Origin of the sequence: Microbacterium sp. bgisy203 (assembly GCF_965345155.1) — a bacterium.
Classification (GTDB): Bacteria; Actinomycetota; Actinomycetes; order Actinomycetales; family Microbacteriaceae; genus Microbacterium.
The window spans coordinates 50,763-65,935 of record NZ_CBDRLZ010000008.1 but is presented as its reverse complement, the minus strand read 5'-3'; the positions used below and the strand labels follow the sequence as shown (position 1 = coordinate 65,935).

Below are 15,173 nucleotides of genomic sequence, written 5' to 3'. Positions count from 1 at the left end.
AACGGCGCATGCGTCCGGGTCTACCGTGGAAACATGACCCCGTCTGACGACCCGGCACTCGTGCGCGTCCTCGCGGCCGACGGAACGTTCGCCCCGACGCCCGAAGCCGAACGCTTCCTGCCGCTCATCGATGCGCTGACGGATGCCGAGCTCGAGACGTTCTACCGCGACATGGTGCTCGTCCGCGCGTTCGACCGGCAGGCGACGAACCTGCAGCGCCAGGGGCAGCTCGCGCTGTGGCCGCCGTCGTACGGCCAGGAGGCGGCGCAGGTCGGGTCGGTGAGGGCGGCGCGGCCGCAGGACCACCTCTTCCCGAGCTATCGCGAGCACGCCGTCGTGACGATCCGCGGCGTCGACCCCATCGACATCATCCGCGTCATGCGCGGGCTCACGCACGGCGGATGGGACCCGACCGACCCGAAGAACGGCAACGCGCACATCTATACGCTCGTCCTCGGGTCGCAGACCCTGCACGCGACGGGGTACGGCATGGGTCTCGTGTTCGACGGGCGCTGCGGCTCCGGCGACCCCGAGCGCGATGCCGCGGTCGTCGTCTACTACGGCGATGGCGCGTCCAGCCAGGGCGACGTGCACGAGGCGATGGTGTTCGCGAACACCTATCGGACGCCCCAGGTCTTCTTCCTGCAGAACAACCAGTGGGCGATCTCGGTGCCCGTCGCCACGCAGTCGCGTGCGCCGCTCCACGCGCGGGCGGCGGGGTACGGCATGCCCTCGACGCTCGTCGACGGCAACGACGTGCTCGCGAGCTACGCGGTCTCGAAGCTCGCCCTCGACGAGGCGCGCGCCGGCGGCGGCCCGCAGGCGATCGAGGCGATGACCTACCGCATGGGCGCCCACACGACGAGCGACGACCCGACGAAGTACCGCGCCTCCGACGAGGAGGAGTCGTGGGCGCGGCGCGACCCGATCGCCCGCATGCGCGCGTTCCTGGAGGGGCGCGGCGCGGCGGCATCCTTCTTCAGCGAGGTGGATGCCGCAGCCGCCGCCTACGCCGACGACGTGCGGGTGCGCACGAACGAGCTCGGCGGCCTCGAACCGTCGTCGATGTTCGCGCACGTGTACAGCGAGCCGCATCCGCTGATGGCGCAGCAGTCGCAGTGGCTGGCGGACTACGAGGCATCCTTCGAGGGAGGTGCGGCATGACCGCGGTGACCGGAACCGACACCGCGGCGGCGTCCGCGGCGGCCGCGACGACGACGATGCCCTTCGCGAAGGCGCTGAACGCCGGCATGCGCGCGGCGATGACCGCTGACGACCACGTCCTGCTCATGGGCGAGGACATCGGCAAGCTCGGCGGAGTCTTCCGCGTGACCGAGGGGCTGCAGGCCGAGTTCGGTGATCGGCGCGTGCTCGATTCGCCGCTTGCGGAGTCGGGTCTCGTCGGCACGGCGATCGGGCTCGCGATGGCGGGGTTCCGTCCGGTGGTCGAGATCCAGTTCGACGGGTTCGTCTTCCCCGCGTTCGATCAGATCACGACGCAGCTCGCGAAGCTCACCAACCGGCTTGAGGGCGCGATCTCGATGCCGGTCGTCATCCGCATCCCCTACGGCGGGCACATCGGTGCCGTCGAGCACCACCAGGAGAGTCCCGAGGCGTACTTCGCGCACACCGCGGGCCTGCGGGTCGTGTCGCCCTCGACGCCCAACGACGCGTACTGGATGATCCAGGATGCCATCACCTCGCCCGACCCGGTGATCTTCCTCGAGCCGAAGGCGAAGTACTGGATGAAGGGCGAGGTCGACACCACCGAGCGCGCCCTGCCGCTGCACGCGTCGCGGATCGTCCGGCGCGGCACCGACGTGACCCTCGTCGGTCACGGCGCGATGGTGACGACCCTGCTGCAGGCTGCGGCGCTCGCCGAGAGCGAGGGCACGTCGTGCGAGGTGATCGACCTGCGCTCGATCTCGCCGATCGACTATGGACCGATCCTCGACTCGGTGCGCCGGACCGGGCGGATGGTCTACGCGCAGGAGGCGCCCGGCTTCGCGTCGGTCGGCTCCGAGGTCGCGGCGACCGTCATGGAGCGGGCGTTCTTCGCGCTCGAGTCGCCGGTGCTGCGGGTGTCGGGCTTCGACGTGCCGTTCCCGCCCGCGAAGCTCGAGGGCGTATACCTGCCCGACCCCGATCGCATTCTCGAGGCCGTCGACCGCGCCCTCGCCTACTGACCACCCACGCCTACCCTCCCGCCACCCCCCCCATGACCGCGAGACTGCATCTGTAGGTCGAGACAGTGGTCAGTAGCCGCAGTCTCGAGGCGCAGAAGCAGTTTCGCGGTCAGGGGGCGGGGGCGAGGGAGAGGGAGAAGAGGAAGAGGAAGAAACCATGAGCACGCAGACCTTCCACCTGCCGGACGTCGGCGAAGGACTCACCGAGGCCGAGATCGTCCAGTGGCGCGTCGCGCCGGGCGACACCGTCGAGGTGAACGACGTCCTCGTCGAGATCGAGACCGCGAAGTCGCTCGTCGAGCTGCCGTCGCCGTTCTCGGGGACCGTCGGCGAGCTCCTGGCGCCCGAGGGCGAGACCGTCACGGTCGGCGCCCCCATCATCACGATCGCGGGCGGTGCCGCAGAGCCGGATGCCGCCGCCGGCCTGTCGGCGCACGGCGAGCCGGCGGCCCCCGCGGAGGACGAAGGTGAAGGCGCCGTGCTCGTCGGCTACGGCACGGGCGGCGCGGTCGCCTCGCGGCGCAGCGCCCGGCCCGCCGAGCGGACAGCCGCCGTCAAGGCGTCGGTCGGCGTCGTCGCGAAGCCTCCGGTGCGCAAGCTCGCGCGCGACCTGGGCGTCGAGCTCGCGCAAGTGACTCCGAGCGGCCCGGCCGGCGAGGTGACGCGCGACGACGTCGTCGCCCACGCCGAGCAGGCGAGCGTCTTCCGGAACCTCGCAACCCCCGCCGCTCCTGTCGAGCGCGAGCGCACGATCCCCGTCTCAGGCATGGCGCCGGTGCCTCCGGCATCCGCCGCTTCCCTCCCCGGCCGCGAGGAGACCATCCCCGTCAAGGGGGTGCGGAAGGCCACGGCATCCGGCATGGTCCGCTCCGCGTACACCGCGCCGCACGTGACCGTCTGGACCGACGTCGACGCGACGCGCACGATGGAGCTCGTCAAGCGCCTGAAGGCGTCGCCCGACTTCGCCGACATCAAGGTGTCGCCGCTGCTGATCATGGCGCGCGCCGTCATCTGGGCGTGCCGCCGGACGCCGACGGTCAACGCCGCGTGGATCGACAACGAGGACGGGTCGGCCGAGATCCACGTCCGGAACTACGTGAACCTCGGCATCGCCGCGGCGACCCCGCGGGGGCTCCTCGTCCCGAACATCAAGGACGCGCAGGACCTGAGCCTGCGCGAGCTCGCCGCGGCGCTCGAGAAGCTCACGCTCACGGCGCGCGAGGGCCGCACGAGCCCCGCCGACCAGCAGGGCGGAACGATCACGATCACGAACATCGGCGTCTTCGGGATGGATGCCGGAACGCCGATCATCAACCCGGGGGAGTCGGGCATCGTCGCGATGGGGACGATCCGTCAGAAGCCGTGGGTCGTCGAGGGCGAGGTGCGACCCCGCTTCGTGACGACGGTGTCGGGCTCGTTCGACCATCGCGTCATCGACGGCGACGGCATGAGCCGCTTCATCGCCGACGTCGCGTCGATCCTCGAAGAGCCGGCGCTGTTGCTGGACTGAGGGTCGCGCTCAGGCGCCCGCGCTCCCCGGTTCCGTGCAGTCGGGCTCGACCGGTGGCTCGACCGGTGGATCGGCAGGCGGCTTGCGGATAGGGTGACGCCATGACGACAGGGCGAGTGATCGCACCGGTGATCCCGGAGGGGGCGAAGCCGAAGGGACCGGCGAGCTACTTCCCGGGTATCGAGAGGCAGTACGGGCGTCCGGTGCAGGAGTGGCTCGACATCGCCGCCGACAGGCTGACCGAAGGCGACGGCCACATGGAGGTCGTCCGCGTTCTCAAAGAAGACCACGGCCTCGGACACGGCCACGCGAACGCCGTCGTCGCCTACGTGAGGGCGCACCAGAGCTGACGCGTCGCGGTATGTCGACGCGTCGCCGCCTCGCCCGGTCCTCAGGCGGCGGACGCGTCGACGCCGTGCGCGGATCAGGAACTCTGCAACGCCGCCCAGCCGATGAGTGCATCGAGACGCCGTACATCCATACCGCGGCCGAGTTTGATCTTGATGTGCCCCGCGCGGGTCCAGAGCTCGAGCTCGGAGTTCCAGTCGAGCGTGCCGGCGTTCTCGCTCGACCACATATTGATGGCCGAGTAGGGCAAGGAGTAGATCTCGACCTTCTTGCCCGTCATGCCCTGCGCGTCACGCACGATGAGACGTTTCGTCGTGAAGACGGCCGAGTCTCGGAACGTCGCAAAGGCAGCGACGGCCTGCTCGCCCTGCAGGAGCAGAGGTTCAATGTCGGCGGGGATCGGGATCTCGCGCTGGAGGGTCCACGTGAGGATCGCGGAAGGTTCCATGATGTGTCCTCTCGCCGTATCAGTAGCCGACGGCGGCGACGCCGTACTCTGCCTGCTCAGCGGTGAACCCCTCGAAGAGGAGCTGGTCGATGAGACCTTGGCGAGAGAAGGAGGTGAACTCGAGGTAGGACTGTGCGGACTTGGCCGCCTGCTCGTTCCAGTCCACGGTGACGTGGTCGACGGCGTATTCTGCGTCGGCCGTTTCGAATCCCTCGTACTCCAGCTGCGAGATCAGACCCGTGCGCGAGAACGCGGTGAAGCGGAGGTAGCTCTCCGCGGAGCGCGTGGCGTTCTGCTGCGAGAGAGTGGCAGCAGGTGCCGCAGGCGCGGATTCAGCGGTGGGGGACGCGACGGGCTCCTCGACGACGGGCGTTTCGGCGGCGGGGCTCTCATCCTCCGCGGGGGTCTCATCGACGGCGGGTGAGACGAGTGCGGCCGGTCGGTCGGCTACAGCCGAGACTGCAGGCTTCGGCGATACGGCACCGATGATCATTCCGAGTACGACGAGGGCTGCTGTCACGATCCAAGCGACCTTCTTGTACTGCTCATACCCGACGAGCGGACGCCCCCACTTGTCCTTCTGCGACCCACTCAGCACCAGGATGACGTCGACGAGCCACCAGATGCCGAGACCGGCGAACGTCACGAGCTTCAGGATGCCGGTGCCGATCTTGCCCAGGTAGAACCGGTCGACGCCGAGGAAGCCGAGGAGATAAGCGAAGAGCCAGGTCGCGATGAAGCTCTTGCCGCCCGGCTGCGCACCCGGCCGGGACAGAGCCGTCGGCGCGCCGGCGAGGTACGGCTGCGCGGGAGCGGTGGGCGCCGCGTAGGGATTCGTCGGCTGGGGGACTGCCCCGACAGGGGCAGGACCGGCCGGCGCACTGTACGGGTTCGTCGGCGGGGCGTAAGGACCGACCGGGGGTGCGGGCGGCGGCGTGGGGGACGTGGACGGGTCGGTCATGCTGACTCCAGGCTGTGACTAGATTATGAGAAAGTTCTCATTTATCTGAGTCTACGTTCCGCCTAGGACATCGGCAGATCGCGTGCGCGCCCGGCATCCCCACTCAGCGCGTGCGGGCGGAACGCACGCTCGCTTCCGGCGAGAGGTCGAGGCGTCGCAGCAGCTGGGCGTTGAGGGCGACGACGACCGTCGACGCCGACATGAGCAGGGCGCCGACCGACATCGGCAGCACGAAGCCGATGGGGGCGAGCACTCCCGCCGCGAGCGGCACGGAGATCAGGTTGTAGCCCGCCGCCCACCACAGGTTCTGCCGCATCTTGCGGTAGCTCGCCCGTGACAGCTCGATGACCGAGAGCACCGAGCGAGGATCGTCGCTCGCGAGGACGACGCCCGCCGAGGCGATCGCGACGTCGGTGCCGGCGCCGATCGCGATGCCGACGTCGGCCTGCGCGAGCGCGGGGGCGTCGTTGACGCCGTCGCCGACCATCGCGACCTTCTTCCCCTCGGCCTGCAGGCCCGCGATCCGCGACGCCTTGTCTTCGGGGCGCACGCCCGCAAACACCCGGTCGATGCCGAGCTCGGATGCCACGGACTGCGCGACCGCTTCGGCATCCCCTGTGATCATGACGACCTCGATGCCGCGGGCGTGGAGGGCGTCGATCGCCTCGCGCGACTCGGGACGCACCCGGTCGGCGAGGGCGAGCGCTCCGACGACAGCACCGTCGACGACGACGTGCAGGATGATCGCGCCCTCGCGACGCCACGCGCCGGCGGCATCCGACTCGCGCCCGCCGACCTCGTCGAGCAGGCGCGGGCCGCCGACGCGCACCTCGTGACCGTCGACCGTCGCGGTGACGCCCACCGCGGGCGCGGAGCGGAAGCCCGTGGCCGTGGAGCGGGTGAGTCCGCGTTCGTCGGCCGCGGCGACGATCGCACGCGCGAGGGGATGCTCGCTGTCTGCCTCCGCCGCGGCGGCGAGGGCGAGGATCTCGTCGCGCTCGTGCCCGGACTCCGCCGCGATGTCGGTGACGGTCGGGCGACCGGTCGTGAGGGTGCCGGTCTTGTCGAAGACGACGACATCGACCGTCCGCATCGCCTCGAGCGCGCGTCGATCGGTGATGAGCACGCCCCCGCGCGCGGCGCGCTCGGTCGCGATCGAGACGACGAGGGGGATCGCGAGTCCCAGCGCGTGCGGGCAGGCGATGACGAGCACCGTGATCGTGCGGACGACGGCGCTGTCGGGGTCGCCGATCGCGGTCCAGACGATCGCGGTGACGACCGCGGCGCCGAGCGCGAACCAGAAGAGCCATGCGGCGGCGCGGTCGGCGAGCAGCTGCGCACGAGAGGTCGAGCTCTGCGCTTCGGAGACGAGGCGGCGGATGCCGGCGAGCGTCGTGTCGTCGCCCGTCGCGGTGACCTCCACGCGGAGCCCGGAATCGGTCGCCACGGTGCCCGCCGTGACGGTGTCGCCGACCCCGCGCGTGACGGGCCGCGACTCGCCCGTGACCATCGATTCGTCGATGTCGGCGGTGCCGTCGACGACGCGGCCGTCGGCGGGGACGCTGCCGCCCGGGCGCACGACGACGACGTCGCCGACGCGCAGCTCGGAGGGCGAGACGGTGACGATGCGGTCGCCGTCGACGCGTTCGGCCTCATCGGGCAGGAGCGCGGCGAGCGAATCGAGCGCGGACGTCGTCGCGGCGAGCGATCGCATCTCGATCCAGTGGCCCAGCAGCATGATGACGATGAGCAGGGCCAGCTCCCACCAGAACTCGAGATCATGGTGCAGGATGCCGAGACGTGCGCCCCACGACGCGACGAAGGCGACTGTGATGGCGAGCGCGATGAGCATCATCATGCCGGGCCGCCGGGCGCGGAACTCCTCGACGGCGCCGGTGAGGAACGGCCACCCGCCCCAGAAGTACATGACGGTGCCGAGGATCGGCGCGACCCACGAGATGCCCGGGACGTCGGGCAGCTCGTACCCGATGAGCATCGCGAACATGGGCGAGAGGAGGACGACAGGGACGGCGAGAATCAGGTTGATCCAGAAGAGGCGCCGGAAGCGGGCGACGTGACCCGCGTGCCCGCCGTGCCCCGCGTGCCCGCCCATGTCGTGACCGCCGTGACCCGCGTGCATGTCGTGCCCGACGTGCATGTCGTGACCCGCGTGCATGTCGTGCCCGGCGTGCATGTCGTGCCCCGCGTGCCCGTCCATATCGTGGTGCGCATCCATGTCGTGGTGCGCGGCGTGGTCGACCGTCGCGTCGTCGACCGTCGCGTCGGTATCGGTGTCGGGGGTGGCGACATCCGGGTGGTGGTGCATCGGGTCGGTCATCTGCTCTCCTCGCGCGGCGGGAATCCTCCGCTGTCGGCAACAACAGGATACCCCCGGGGGGTATTCCGCGCGATGGGGGTGGCGCCTGCGGAGCACCTAAATTTGAGAACGATTATCAGTAGGCATAGGATCGTCGCATGACCTCACGGAGACTTCTCGGCACCGTCGCGCTCGGCGCGGCATCCGTCCTCGCCCTCGCCTGCTGCGCGGGTTCCGGCTCCGACGCCGACAGCTCGGGGGCATCGGACGACGGGGTGATCACGGTCGTCGCCTCGATGAACGTCTACGGCGACATCGCGGAGGCGATCGGCGGCGACGCGATCGAGGTCACCTCGATCATCGACTCGGTCTCGGCCGACCCGCACGAATACGAGGCGACAGCCTCCGACAAGCTGGCGGTCTCGAAGGGCGACCTGATCATCGAGAACGGCGGCGGCTACGACGCCTTCATGGATACCCTCATCGACTCCTCCGGCACCGACGCTCCCGTCGTCACGGCCGTCGAGTTCTCGCACGACTGGCCCGGCAACGGCGGCCACGAGCACACCGACGACGCCGACGAGACCCACGCCGACGACGACCACGACGGGCACGGCCACGTCGAGGGCTTCAACGAGCACGTCTGGTACGACCCGCACACGATCGCGCACGTTGCGGAGGAGATCGCGCACCAGCTCGGCGAGCTCGACCCGGCGAACGCCGACACGTACGAGAAGAACTACGAAGAGTTCGCGCAGGGCATCGAGGGCCTCGAGGACTCGCTCGAGAAGATCGCGGCGGCCCACGGCGGGGAGCAGATCTTCGTCACCGAGCCCGTGCCGCTCTACCTCACCGCCGCGGCGGGCCTGGAGAACGCGACGCCGGATGCCTTCAGCGAAGCCGTCGAGGAGGGGCAGGACGTTCCCCCCGCGACGCTGCTCGAGGCGACGCGCATCCTCGAGGGCGGCACCGTCCGCATCCTCTTCGTCAACGCGCAGACGGGCGGACCCGAGACCGACCAGGTGATCTCGGTTGCGAAGGCGCAGAGCATCCCCGTCAACGAGGTCAGCGAGCTTCTCCCCGAGGGCGAGACCTACCTCACGTGGATGCAGGCGAACATCGACGCGATCTCGGCTAGCCTCGCCGAGTGAGCACCTCGCAGTCCCCGGCGCCGGTCCTGCGCATCCGGAACGCGTCGCTCCGGCGCGGCGACCGGACGCTGTGGAGCGGCCTCGACCTCGACGTCGCCCCCGGCGAGCTCGTCGCGGTGCTCGGGCCGAGCGGTTCGGGCAAGACGACGCTTCTGCGGGCGATCCTCGGGCTCGAGCCGCTCAGCTCGGGCAGCATCGAGACGCTCGGCGAGCGCGTGCACCGCAAGGGCAACCGGCACGTCGGCTACCTCCCGCAGTCGCGCCCCCTCACCGCAGAGACCCCGATGCGCGGCCGCGACCTCGTCGCGCTCGGTGTGAACGGGCACCGGTTCGGTCTGCCGCTGCCGAGTCGGCGCGACCGGGAGCGCGTCGAGAGCCTGATCGACGAGGTCGACGCGCGAGCGTTCGCCGACCAGCCGGTCGGCGTGCTCTCGGGCGGTGAGCAGCAGCGTCTGCGGGTCGGGCAGGCGCTCGCCGACGATCCGCGTCTGCTCCTGTGCGACGAGCCCCTCACGAGCCTCGACCTCGCGAATCAGCAGGCTGTCGTGCGGCTGATCGACGCGCACCGCGTCGGCGCGCAGACAGGTCGGAGAGGCGAGGGCGGCGCCGGTGCCGGGGTCCTCCTCGTGACCCACGACATCAATCCCGTGCTGAGCGCCGTCGACCGCATCCTGTACCTCGCGAACGGGCGATTCACCCTCGGATCGCCCGCCGAGGTGCTGACCTCCGAGGTGCTCTCGGCGCTGTACGGCACACCCGTGTTCGTGCTGCGGGCGGGCGGGCGACTGGTCGTCGTCGGTGCGCCGGATGCCGAGCAGGGCGCGCATCATCATCACGAGCTCGATCATCACCACGAGGATGACGCGTGAGCTGGGACGACATCGGCACCGCGTTCTTCGGCGGGGCTTCGGATTACCTCGAGATCCTCGCCCTCGTGCAGAACTCGATCTGGGCGGGCGCCGTCCTCGGTCTCGTCGGCGGCCTCATCGGCGTCTTCGTCATGCAGCGCGACATGGCCTTCGCGGTGCACGGCATCAGCGAGCTGTCGTTCGCGGGGGCCGCGGCCGCGCTCCTGTTCGGTTTCGACGTCGTGACGGGATCGATCGTCGGGTCCGTGATCGCGGCGGCGCTCATCGGCGTCCTCGGTGCCCGCGCGCGAGACCGCAACTCGATCATCGGGGTGCTCATGCCGTTCGGGCTCGGCCTCGGCATCCTGTTCCTGTCGCTCTACCAGGGCCGCAGCGCCAACCGCTTCGGCCTGCTGACCGGGCAGATCGTGTCCGTGCAGAACGACCAACTCGGCTGGCTCATCGCGATCTCGGCATTCGTGCTCGTCGCGCTCTTGATCATCTGGCGACCGCTGACCTTCGACTCGCTCGATCCGCAGTCGGCGGCCGCGCGCGGGGTGCCGACCGTCGCGGTGTCGCTCGGCTTCATGCTGCTGCTCGGTCTCGTCGTCGCAGCCGCCGTCCACATCATCGGCGCGCTGCTGGTCATGGCCCTCGTCGTCACGCCCGCCGCCGCAGCGCTCCGCGTCGCGTCGGGGCCGGTGTCGGTGCCGCTGCTCGCGGCGCTGTTCGGGATCGTGTCGGCGGTCGGAGGCATCCTGCTCGCGGTCATGGGCACCCTGCCGGTGAGCCCGTACATCACGACGCTGTCGTTCCTCATCTACCTCGTCTGCCGCATCGTCGGGAACCGGCGCGGACGCGTCTCGCGCGGCCCGGCCGCGCCCGACGTCGTCGCGGCCGAGAACGCCGGAAGCGCCGCGTGAGCCGCATGCTCGGTTCCCAGCCCTCTCCGAAGGCCCGTCGGTAGACTCGCGTCATGCCCCAGCCGAAGGCCCAGCGGAACACGTGGCAGCGCGATCGCGTGCGCACGGCGCTCGGCGACGCCGGCGGCTTCATCAGCGCGCAGGACCTGCACGCGGCGCTCCGTGACGACAACACGGGCATCGGGCTCGCAACCGTCTACCGCGCGCTCGCGACCCTCGCCGCGTCGGGCGAGGCCGACCAGCTGCAGAGTCCCGACGGCGAGGCGATCTACCGCGCCTGCACGACGACCGGCCACCACCACCATCTGATCTGCCGTTCCTGCGGGAAAGCGGTGGAGATCGAAGCGCACGAGGTCGAGGAATGGGCGCAGCGCACCGCGAGCGCCCACGGCTTCACGCACGCCGAGCACGTCGTGGACATCTTCGGTCTGTGCGCCGAGTGCTCCGCCTTCGAGGCTCTCGCCGCCACCGCGGGTGAACGTGCCGCCGCGAGTGAGCGTGCCTGAGCAGACGTTCGCGCCGCGCACGAGCCGTCTCGAACGCGACCCGACGCTCCGTCGCGGGGGACTGCTCACGGCGGGCGCCCTCGTCGCGGCCGGCCTCGTGGTCGTCGCGCTCCTCTCACCCGGACCGGCGCTGCCGACGCGCCTGCAGGACGGCCTGACCCTCTCGATCAGCGTGCTCGTCGAGTCGATGCCGTTCGTCGTGTTGGGTGTTCTCCTGTCGATCGTCGTGCAGGTGTGGGTGCCGCCGGGCGTCATCGAGCGCTGGATGCCGCGCCGCGCGTGGGCGCGCCGGATGGTCCTCTCGCTCCTCGGCATGCTCGTGCCGGTGTGCGAGTGCGGCAACGTCCCCTTCGCCCGGGGGCTGATGATCCGCGGGTTCACGGTGCCCGAGACGCTGACCTTCCTCATCGCGGCGCCGATCGTGAACCCGATCGTGATCATCACGACGCATCAGGCGTTCGGCTTCGACGACGGCATCCTCGTCGCGCGCCTGCTCGGCGGTTTCGCCGTCGCGAACCTCATCGGGTGGCTGTACAGTCGGCATCCCGACCCCGACGCCCTCCTCACGGAGCGCTTCGCCGCCACGTGCGAGCTGACCCATGAGAGGGATGCCGCGCTGCCGCGCAATCGGGGGCGGAAGAGCCTCGCGCAGTTCGTCATCGAGCTGCGCGCCGTCATGCCCGCGCTCATCATCGGGTCGGCGCTCGCGGGCGCCGTGCAGGTGGTCGTTCCGCGTGATGCGCTGCTCGCGATCGGATCGAACCCGGCCCTGTCGATCGTTGCGATGATCGCGCTCGCGATGATCGTCGCGATCTGCTCGAATGTCGACTCGTTCTTCGCGCTGTCGTTCGCGTCGACCTTCACGCCGGGGTCGCTCGTGGCGTTCCTCATCGTCGGTCCGCTCGTCGACGTCAAGATGCTGGCGCTGTTGCGGACGACGTTCCGCACGAAGGTGCTCGTCGGCTTGGTCGTGATCGTCGTGCTCTTCGCCGCCGCGCTCGGATCGGTGGTGAACGTCCTTGTCTGACGAGAAGCGTTCTGTCCGCGAGTTCACCGGGTCGCGCCTGCTCGGCGTCGGGCTCGCGGCGGCGCTGTCGGCGGTGACGATCGCGCTGTGGCTGACGGGGCAGCTGGCGCTGTACATCAACCCGGCATCCACCTGGTTCGCCGTGTCGATGGCGATCGTCGCGCTCGTGGGCTGCGCGGTGAGCTTCGCGCTGCCGCGCGGCGCCGAGCTCGACCACGGGCACGACCACGGCTCCGGCGGGCACGCGCACGACGGCCACGCGCACGACGGCCACGCGCACGATGATCACGCGCATCCCGTCGCCACACCGTGGTCGACGGCCGCGACCGTGAGCGGAGGCATCGTCGCGACCGGCGTCGTCGCGGTGATCCTCCTCACTCCTCCCGCGACCCTCTCGGCGGAGATCGCGATGCAGCGCGACACCGGGTCGGCGCCGCTCTTCCAGGGCGCCGACACCGTCGCGCTCGCCGCGACGGGCGACACCGCGACGTTCGGCGTCGGCGAGTGGGCGAGCGTGTTCGCGACGGCGACGAACCCCGAGGCGTTCGACGGCGACCAGGTCACCCTGACGGGCTTCGCCACGCCCGCCGACGGCGGATTCGCGCTGACGCGGCTCGTCATCACGCACTGCGTCATCGACGCGCAGCCGGCGAGCGTCCCGATCGCCACCGGTGGCGACGTCGAGACGGGGCAGTGGGTGACGGTCACCGGCACCATCCGCGACGACGGCGGGCGCCTCGCGATCCACCCGACGTCGGTCGAGCAGGTCGACGAGCCCCGCGATCCGTATGAGTACTGACGCTTCCACGCGCCGAGCGCGCACCCGCCGACGCCGCTCGCGGGCATTCCTCTCGGCGTTCGTCGCGGTCGTCGCGCTCCTCGCCGTCGTGGGGCTCACCACCGCTGCCGTCTCGGTCGCGCAGGGCCCGCGCGTCACGCGCGTGAGCGTCGACCCCGACGCGGCGATCAACGCCGCCGGCGCCCGCCTCATCTTCACGACGACGCAGTCGCTCGCCGAGGTGACGCCCGACCAGGTGCACGTCTCGCCCGCGGCGGACGTCACCGTCGACACGTCGGGGCGGAGCGTCGGCATCCGCTTCGCGCTGCCCCTCTGGGACGACACCGAGTACACGGTCACCATCACGGACGTGCGGGGGCTCGGCGGCGGGGCATCCACCACCCTCACGAAGACTTTCACGACGCCGCCGCTCGAGACCTTCCTGCTCCAGCGCGGGAGCGACGGCGACACGATCTTCCGGACGGATCTCAAGGGGGATGCCGCGGTGCCGGTCTTCTCCGACCCGCAGATCGAGGACTTCCGCGCCACGGCGTCGCACCTGGTCATCTCGACGCTCGACGACGACGGCCACTCCCACCTCATCGTGACCGACCGAGACGGCGAGGGGGCGCGCGAGCTCACCCTCCCCGGCACGGGAACGATCTCGAACCTGCAGAGCGCCGATCGCGGCAACCTCATCGGCTACACCTTCACCGACGCGACGATCGGGACGGCCGGCGCCCGCGAGAGCCTGCTGTTCACCGTCCCGATCGGGTCGTCCGGCGACGACGCTGCGCCGACCGAGATCGTCCGCACGGGCGGGGAGTCGCGCGTCGACGACTGGCGCTTCGTGCCGGGCACCGACACCCTCCTGATGCTCACGTTCGACGGCGCGCTGACCCTCGTGACCCCTCCCACGGCCGACGCCGCGCAGACCGCCCCCGTCGCCCTCGGCAACGCCGTCGCGATCGACGGGATCGCCCGTGGCTCGACGACCGTCGTGGTCGAGCGCGTCGAGGGACCCGTCGCGATCGACCTCGCGACCGCGCAGGAGGTTCCGCTCCCCGCGACCGATCCGGCGCTCGGCCAGGTCAACACGGTGACCCCGCTCGCCGACGGCACGACGCTGCGGGCACTCGCGATCCTCGACGGGTTCACGGTGCGCTCGACGACCGTGAACGTCGTCGATGCGCAGGGCGCCGCCGATCCCGTGTTCGAGGTCGCCCCCGCCGACACGCTGATCGAGACGTGCGTCTCGCCGAGCGGGCGCTACGCCGCGTTCCTCGTCGCACCGAACGCGGTCGACAACCCGTACGACGGGCACCTGCTGCCGCTCCCGCAGACGGTCCAGACGCACGTCGTCTCGATCGCCGGCGACGAGCGCGGTGAGGAGGTCGTCGCGCTGCAGGGGTTCGACATCTCCTGGTGCCAGGTGCCCCCGCGTGGCTGAGCGCGGCGGGCGCGCGGGCTCCGCGGACCGACGCGTGGGGCTCGTCCCCGCGACCCGGGCCGCACTCGCCGGGTTGCCGGTCGAGGTCGCGCCGCGCCTCCTGGGCGGCGTGCTCGAGGTGACGACCGGTGCGGCGCTCGCGGAGGCGACCGTCGCGGTGCGCCTCACCGAGGTCGAGGCGTACCACGGCGCCGGGACGGGCGAGGTGGCCGACCCCGGCTCGCACGCCCGCATGGGGCCGACGGCGAGGAACGCGACGATGTGGGGAGAGCCCGGGCATCTCTACGTGTACCTCAGTCACGGCATCCATTCGTGCGTCAATGTCGTGACCGGCCCGGAGGGCGTCGCGGGCGGAATTCTGTTGCGCGCCGGCGAAGTGATCGAGGGGGAGGATGCCGCGTTCGCTCGGCGCCGGGCGGCACGTTCGTCGCGCGACCTCGCGCGCGGACCGGGGCGGCTGGGAGATGCCGTGGGCCTTCGGCATCCGGACCACGACGGGATCGATGCCGTCACGGGCGAGCCGCGGGCGGGCGCGCTCGCCCGGCTGTGGCTGCCGGAGATGCCGGTGGGCGAGGTCTCCTCGGGTCCGCGCGTGGGGGTGGCGGGCGTCGCGGGGACGGATGCCTTCCCGTGGCGGTTCTGGATCGCGGGCGATCCGACCGTGTCGGTGTTCCGCTGGGGCCGCGGCGCCGGGCCGACGCCCTGAGCGACGGACGACGC

The 15,173-nt window shown here is 70.9% G+C and carries 15 protein-coding genes; 12 read left to right on the top strand and 3 right to left on the bottom strand.

Going from position 1 to position 15,173, the window contains the following annotated elements:
• The first annotated feature begins 33 nt into the window (after positions 1 to 33).
• The 4 genes from ACRVYW_RS11855 (at position 34) to ACRVYW_RS11840 (ending at position 4,046) form a co-directional block, all read left to right on the top strand.
• Positions 34 to 1,164, top strand: a complete 1,131-nt coding sequence (locus ACRVYW_RS11855) for a thiamine pyrophosphate-dependent enzyme (protein ID WP_431804839.1) — start codon at positions 34 to 36, stop codon at positions 1,162 to 1,164.
• Entirely contained in the window at positions 1,161 to 2,186 is a 1,026-nt protein-coding gene (locus tag ACRVYW_RS11850; protein ID WP_431804837.1) for an alpha-ketoacid dehydrogenase subunit beta, read from the top strand. The genes ACRVYW_RS11855 and ACRVYW_RS11850 overlap by 4 nt, the downstream gene beginning before the upstream one ends.
• A gap of 157 nt (positions 2,187 to 2,343) precedes the next feature.
• The gene (locus ACRVYW_RS11845) at positions 2,344 to 3,696 is read left to right on the top strand and encodes a dihydrolipoamide acetyltransferase family protein (protein ID WP_431804835.1); all 1,353 of its coding nucleotides are present in this window, start codon (positions 2,344 to 2,346) and stop codon (positions 3,694 to 3,696) included.
• Between the two features lie 101 nt (positions 3,697 to 3,797).
• Positions 3,798 to 4,046, top strand: a complete 249-nt coding sequence (locus ACRVYW_RS11840) for a DUF4287 domain-containing protein (RefSeq protein WP_431804833.1) — start codon at positions 3,798 to 3,800, stop codon at positions 4,044 to 4,046.
• Positions 4,047 to 4,120: 74 nt separating this feature from the next.
• Here ACRVYW_RS11840 and ACRVYW_RS11835 read toward each other — a convergent pair whose 3' ends face one another.
• The 3 genes from ACRVYW_RS11835 to ACRVYW_RS11825 form a co-directional block, all read right to left on the bottom strand.
• Positions 4,121 to 4,492, bottom strand: coding sequence for a PH domain-containing protein (locus tag ACRVYW_RS11835; RefSeq protein WP_431804831.1), 372 nt, complete (start codon positions 4,490 to 4,492; stop codon positions 4,121 to 4,123).
• 19 nt (positions 4,493 to 4,511) lie between these two features.
• Positions 4,512 to 5,453 carry an Ltp family lipoprotein gene (locus tag ACRVYW_RS11830; RefSeq protein ID WP_431804829.1) on the bottom strand — a complete coding sequence of 314 codons (942 nt, stop codon included), beginning with the start codon at positions 5,451 to 5,453 and terminating at the stop codon, positions 4,512 to 4,514.
• Between the two features lie 103 nt (positions 5,454 to 5,556).
• Complete coding sequence (locus tag ACRVYW_RS11825; RefSeq protein ID WP_431804827.1) at positions 5,557 to 7,791, bottom strand: heavy metal translocating P-type ATPase; 2,235 nt, start codon at positions 7,789 to 7,791, stop codon at positions 5,557 to 5,559.
• A 137-nt stretch (positions 7,792 to 7,928) separates the two neighbouring features.
• Here ACRVYW_RS11825 and ACRVYW_RS11820 point away from each other — a divergent pair, with 137 nt between their 5' ends.
• The 8 genes from ACRVYW_RS11820 (at position 7,929) to ACRVYW_RS11785 (ending at position 15,159) form a co-directional block, all read left to right on the top strand.
• The gene (locus ACRVYW_RS11820; RefSeq protein ID WP_431804825.1) at positions 7,929 to 8,921 is read left to right on the top strand and encodes a metal ABC transporter solute-binding protein, Zn/Mn family; all 993 of its coding nucleotides are present in this window, start codon (positions 7,929 to 7,931) and stop codon (positions 8,919 to 8,921) included.
• The gene (locus ACRVYW_RS11815; RefSeq protein WP_431804823.1) at positions 8,918 to 9,790 is read left to right on the top strand and encodes a metal ABC transporter ATP-binding protein; all 873 of its coding nucleotides are present in this window, start codon (positions 8,918 to 8,920) and stop codon (positions 9,788 to 9,790) included. Before ACRVYW_RS11820 ends, ACRVYW_RS11815 begins: the two co-directional genes overlap by 4 nt.
• Positions 9,787 to 10,692 (top strand): metal ABC transporter permease, encoded by a 906-nt coding sequence (locus tag ACRVYW_RS11810; RefSeq protein WP_431804821.1) that lies wholly within the window; start codon positions 9,787 to 9,789, stop codon positions 10,690 to 10,692. The genes ACRVYW_RS11815 and ACRVYW_RS11810 overlap by 4 nt, the downstream gene beginning before the upstream one ends.
• A gap of 53 nt (positions 10,693 to 10,745) precedes the next feature.
• Positions 10,746 to 11,198 carry a Fur family transcriptional regulator gene (locus tag ACRVYW_RS11805; protein WP_431804819.1) on the top strand — a complete coding sequence of 151 codons (453 nt, stop codon included), beginning with the start codon at positions 10,746 to 10,748 and terminating at the stop codon, positions 11,196 to 11,198.
• Positions 11,199 to 11,295: 97 nt separating this feature from the next.
• The gene (locus tag ACRVYW_RS11800; protein ID WP_431804947.1) at positions 11,296 to 12,225 is read left to right on the top strand and encodes a permease; all 930 of its coding nucleotides are present in this window, start codon (positions 11,296 to 11,298) and stop codon (positions 12,223 to 12,225) included.
• The gene (locus ACRVYW_RS11795; RefSeq protein ID WP_431804817.1) at positions 12,218 to 13,024 is read left to right on the top strand and encodes a TIGR03943 family putative permease subunit; all 807 of its coding nucleotides are present in this window, start codon (positions 12,218 to 12,220) and stop codon (positions 13,022 to 13,024) included. Before ACRVYW_RS11800 ends, ACRVYW_RS11795 begins: the two co-directional genes overlap by 8 nt.
• Positions 13,014 to 14,453, top strand: a complete 1,440-nt coding sequence (locus ACRVYW_RS11790; protein ID WP_431804815.1) for a hypothetical protein — start codon at positions 13,014 to 13,016, stop codon at positions 14,451 to 14,453. Before ACRVYW_RS11795 ends, ACRVYW_RS11790 begins: the two co-directional genes overlap by 11 nt.
• A complete protein-coding gene (locus ACRVYW_RS11785) occupies positions 14,446 to 15,159 on the top strand; it encodes a DNA-3-methyladenine glycosylase (RefSeq protein WP_431804813.1) in 714 nt (237 codons plus the stop codon). The genes ACRVYW_RS11790 and ACRVYW_RS11785 overlap by 8 nt, the downstream gene beginning before the upstream one ends.
• The last annotated feature ends 14 nt before the right edge of the window (positions 15,160 to 15,173 follow it).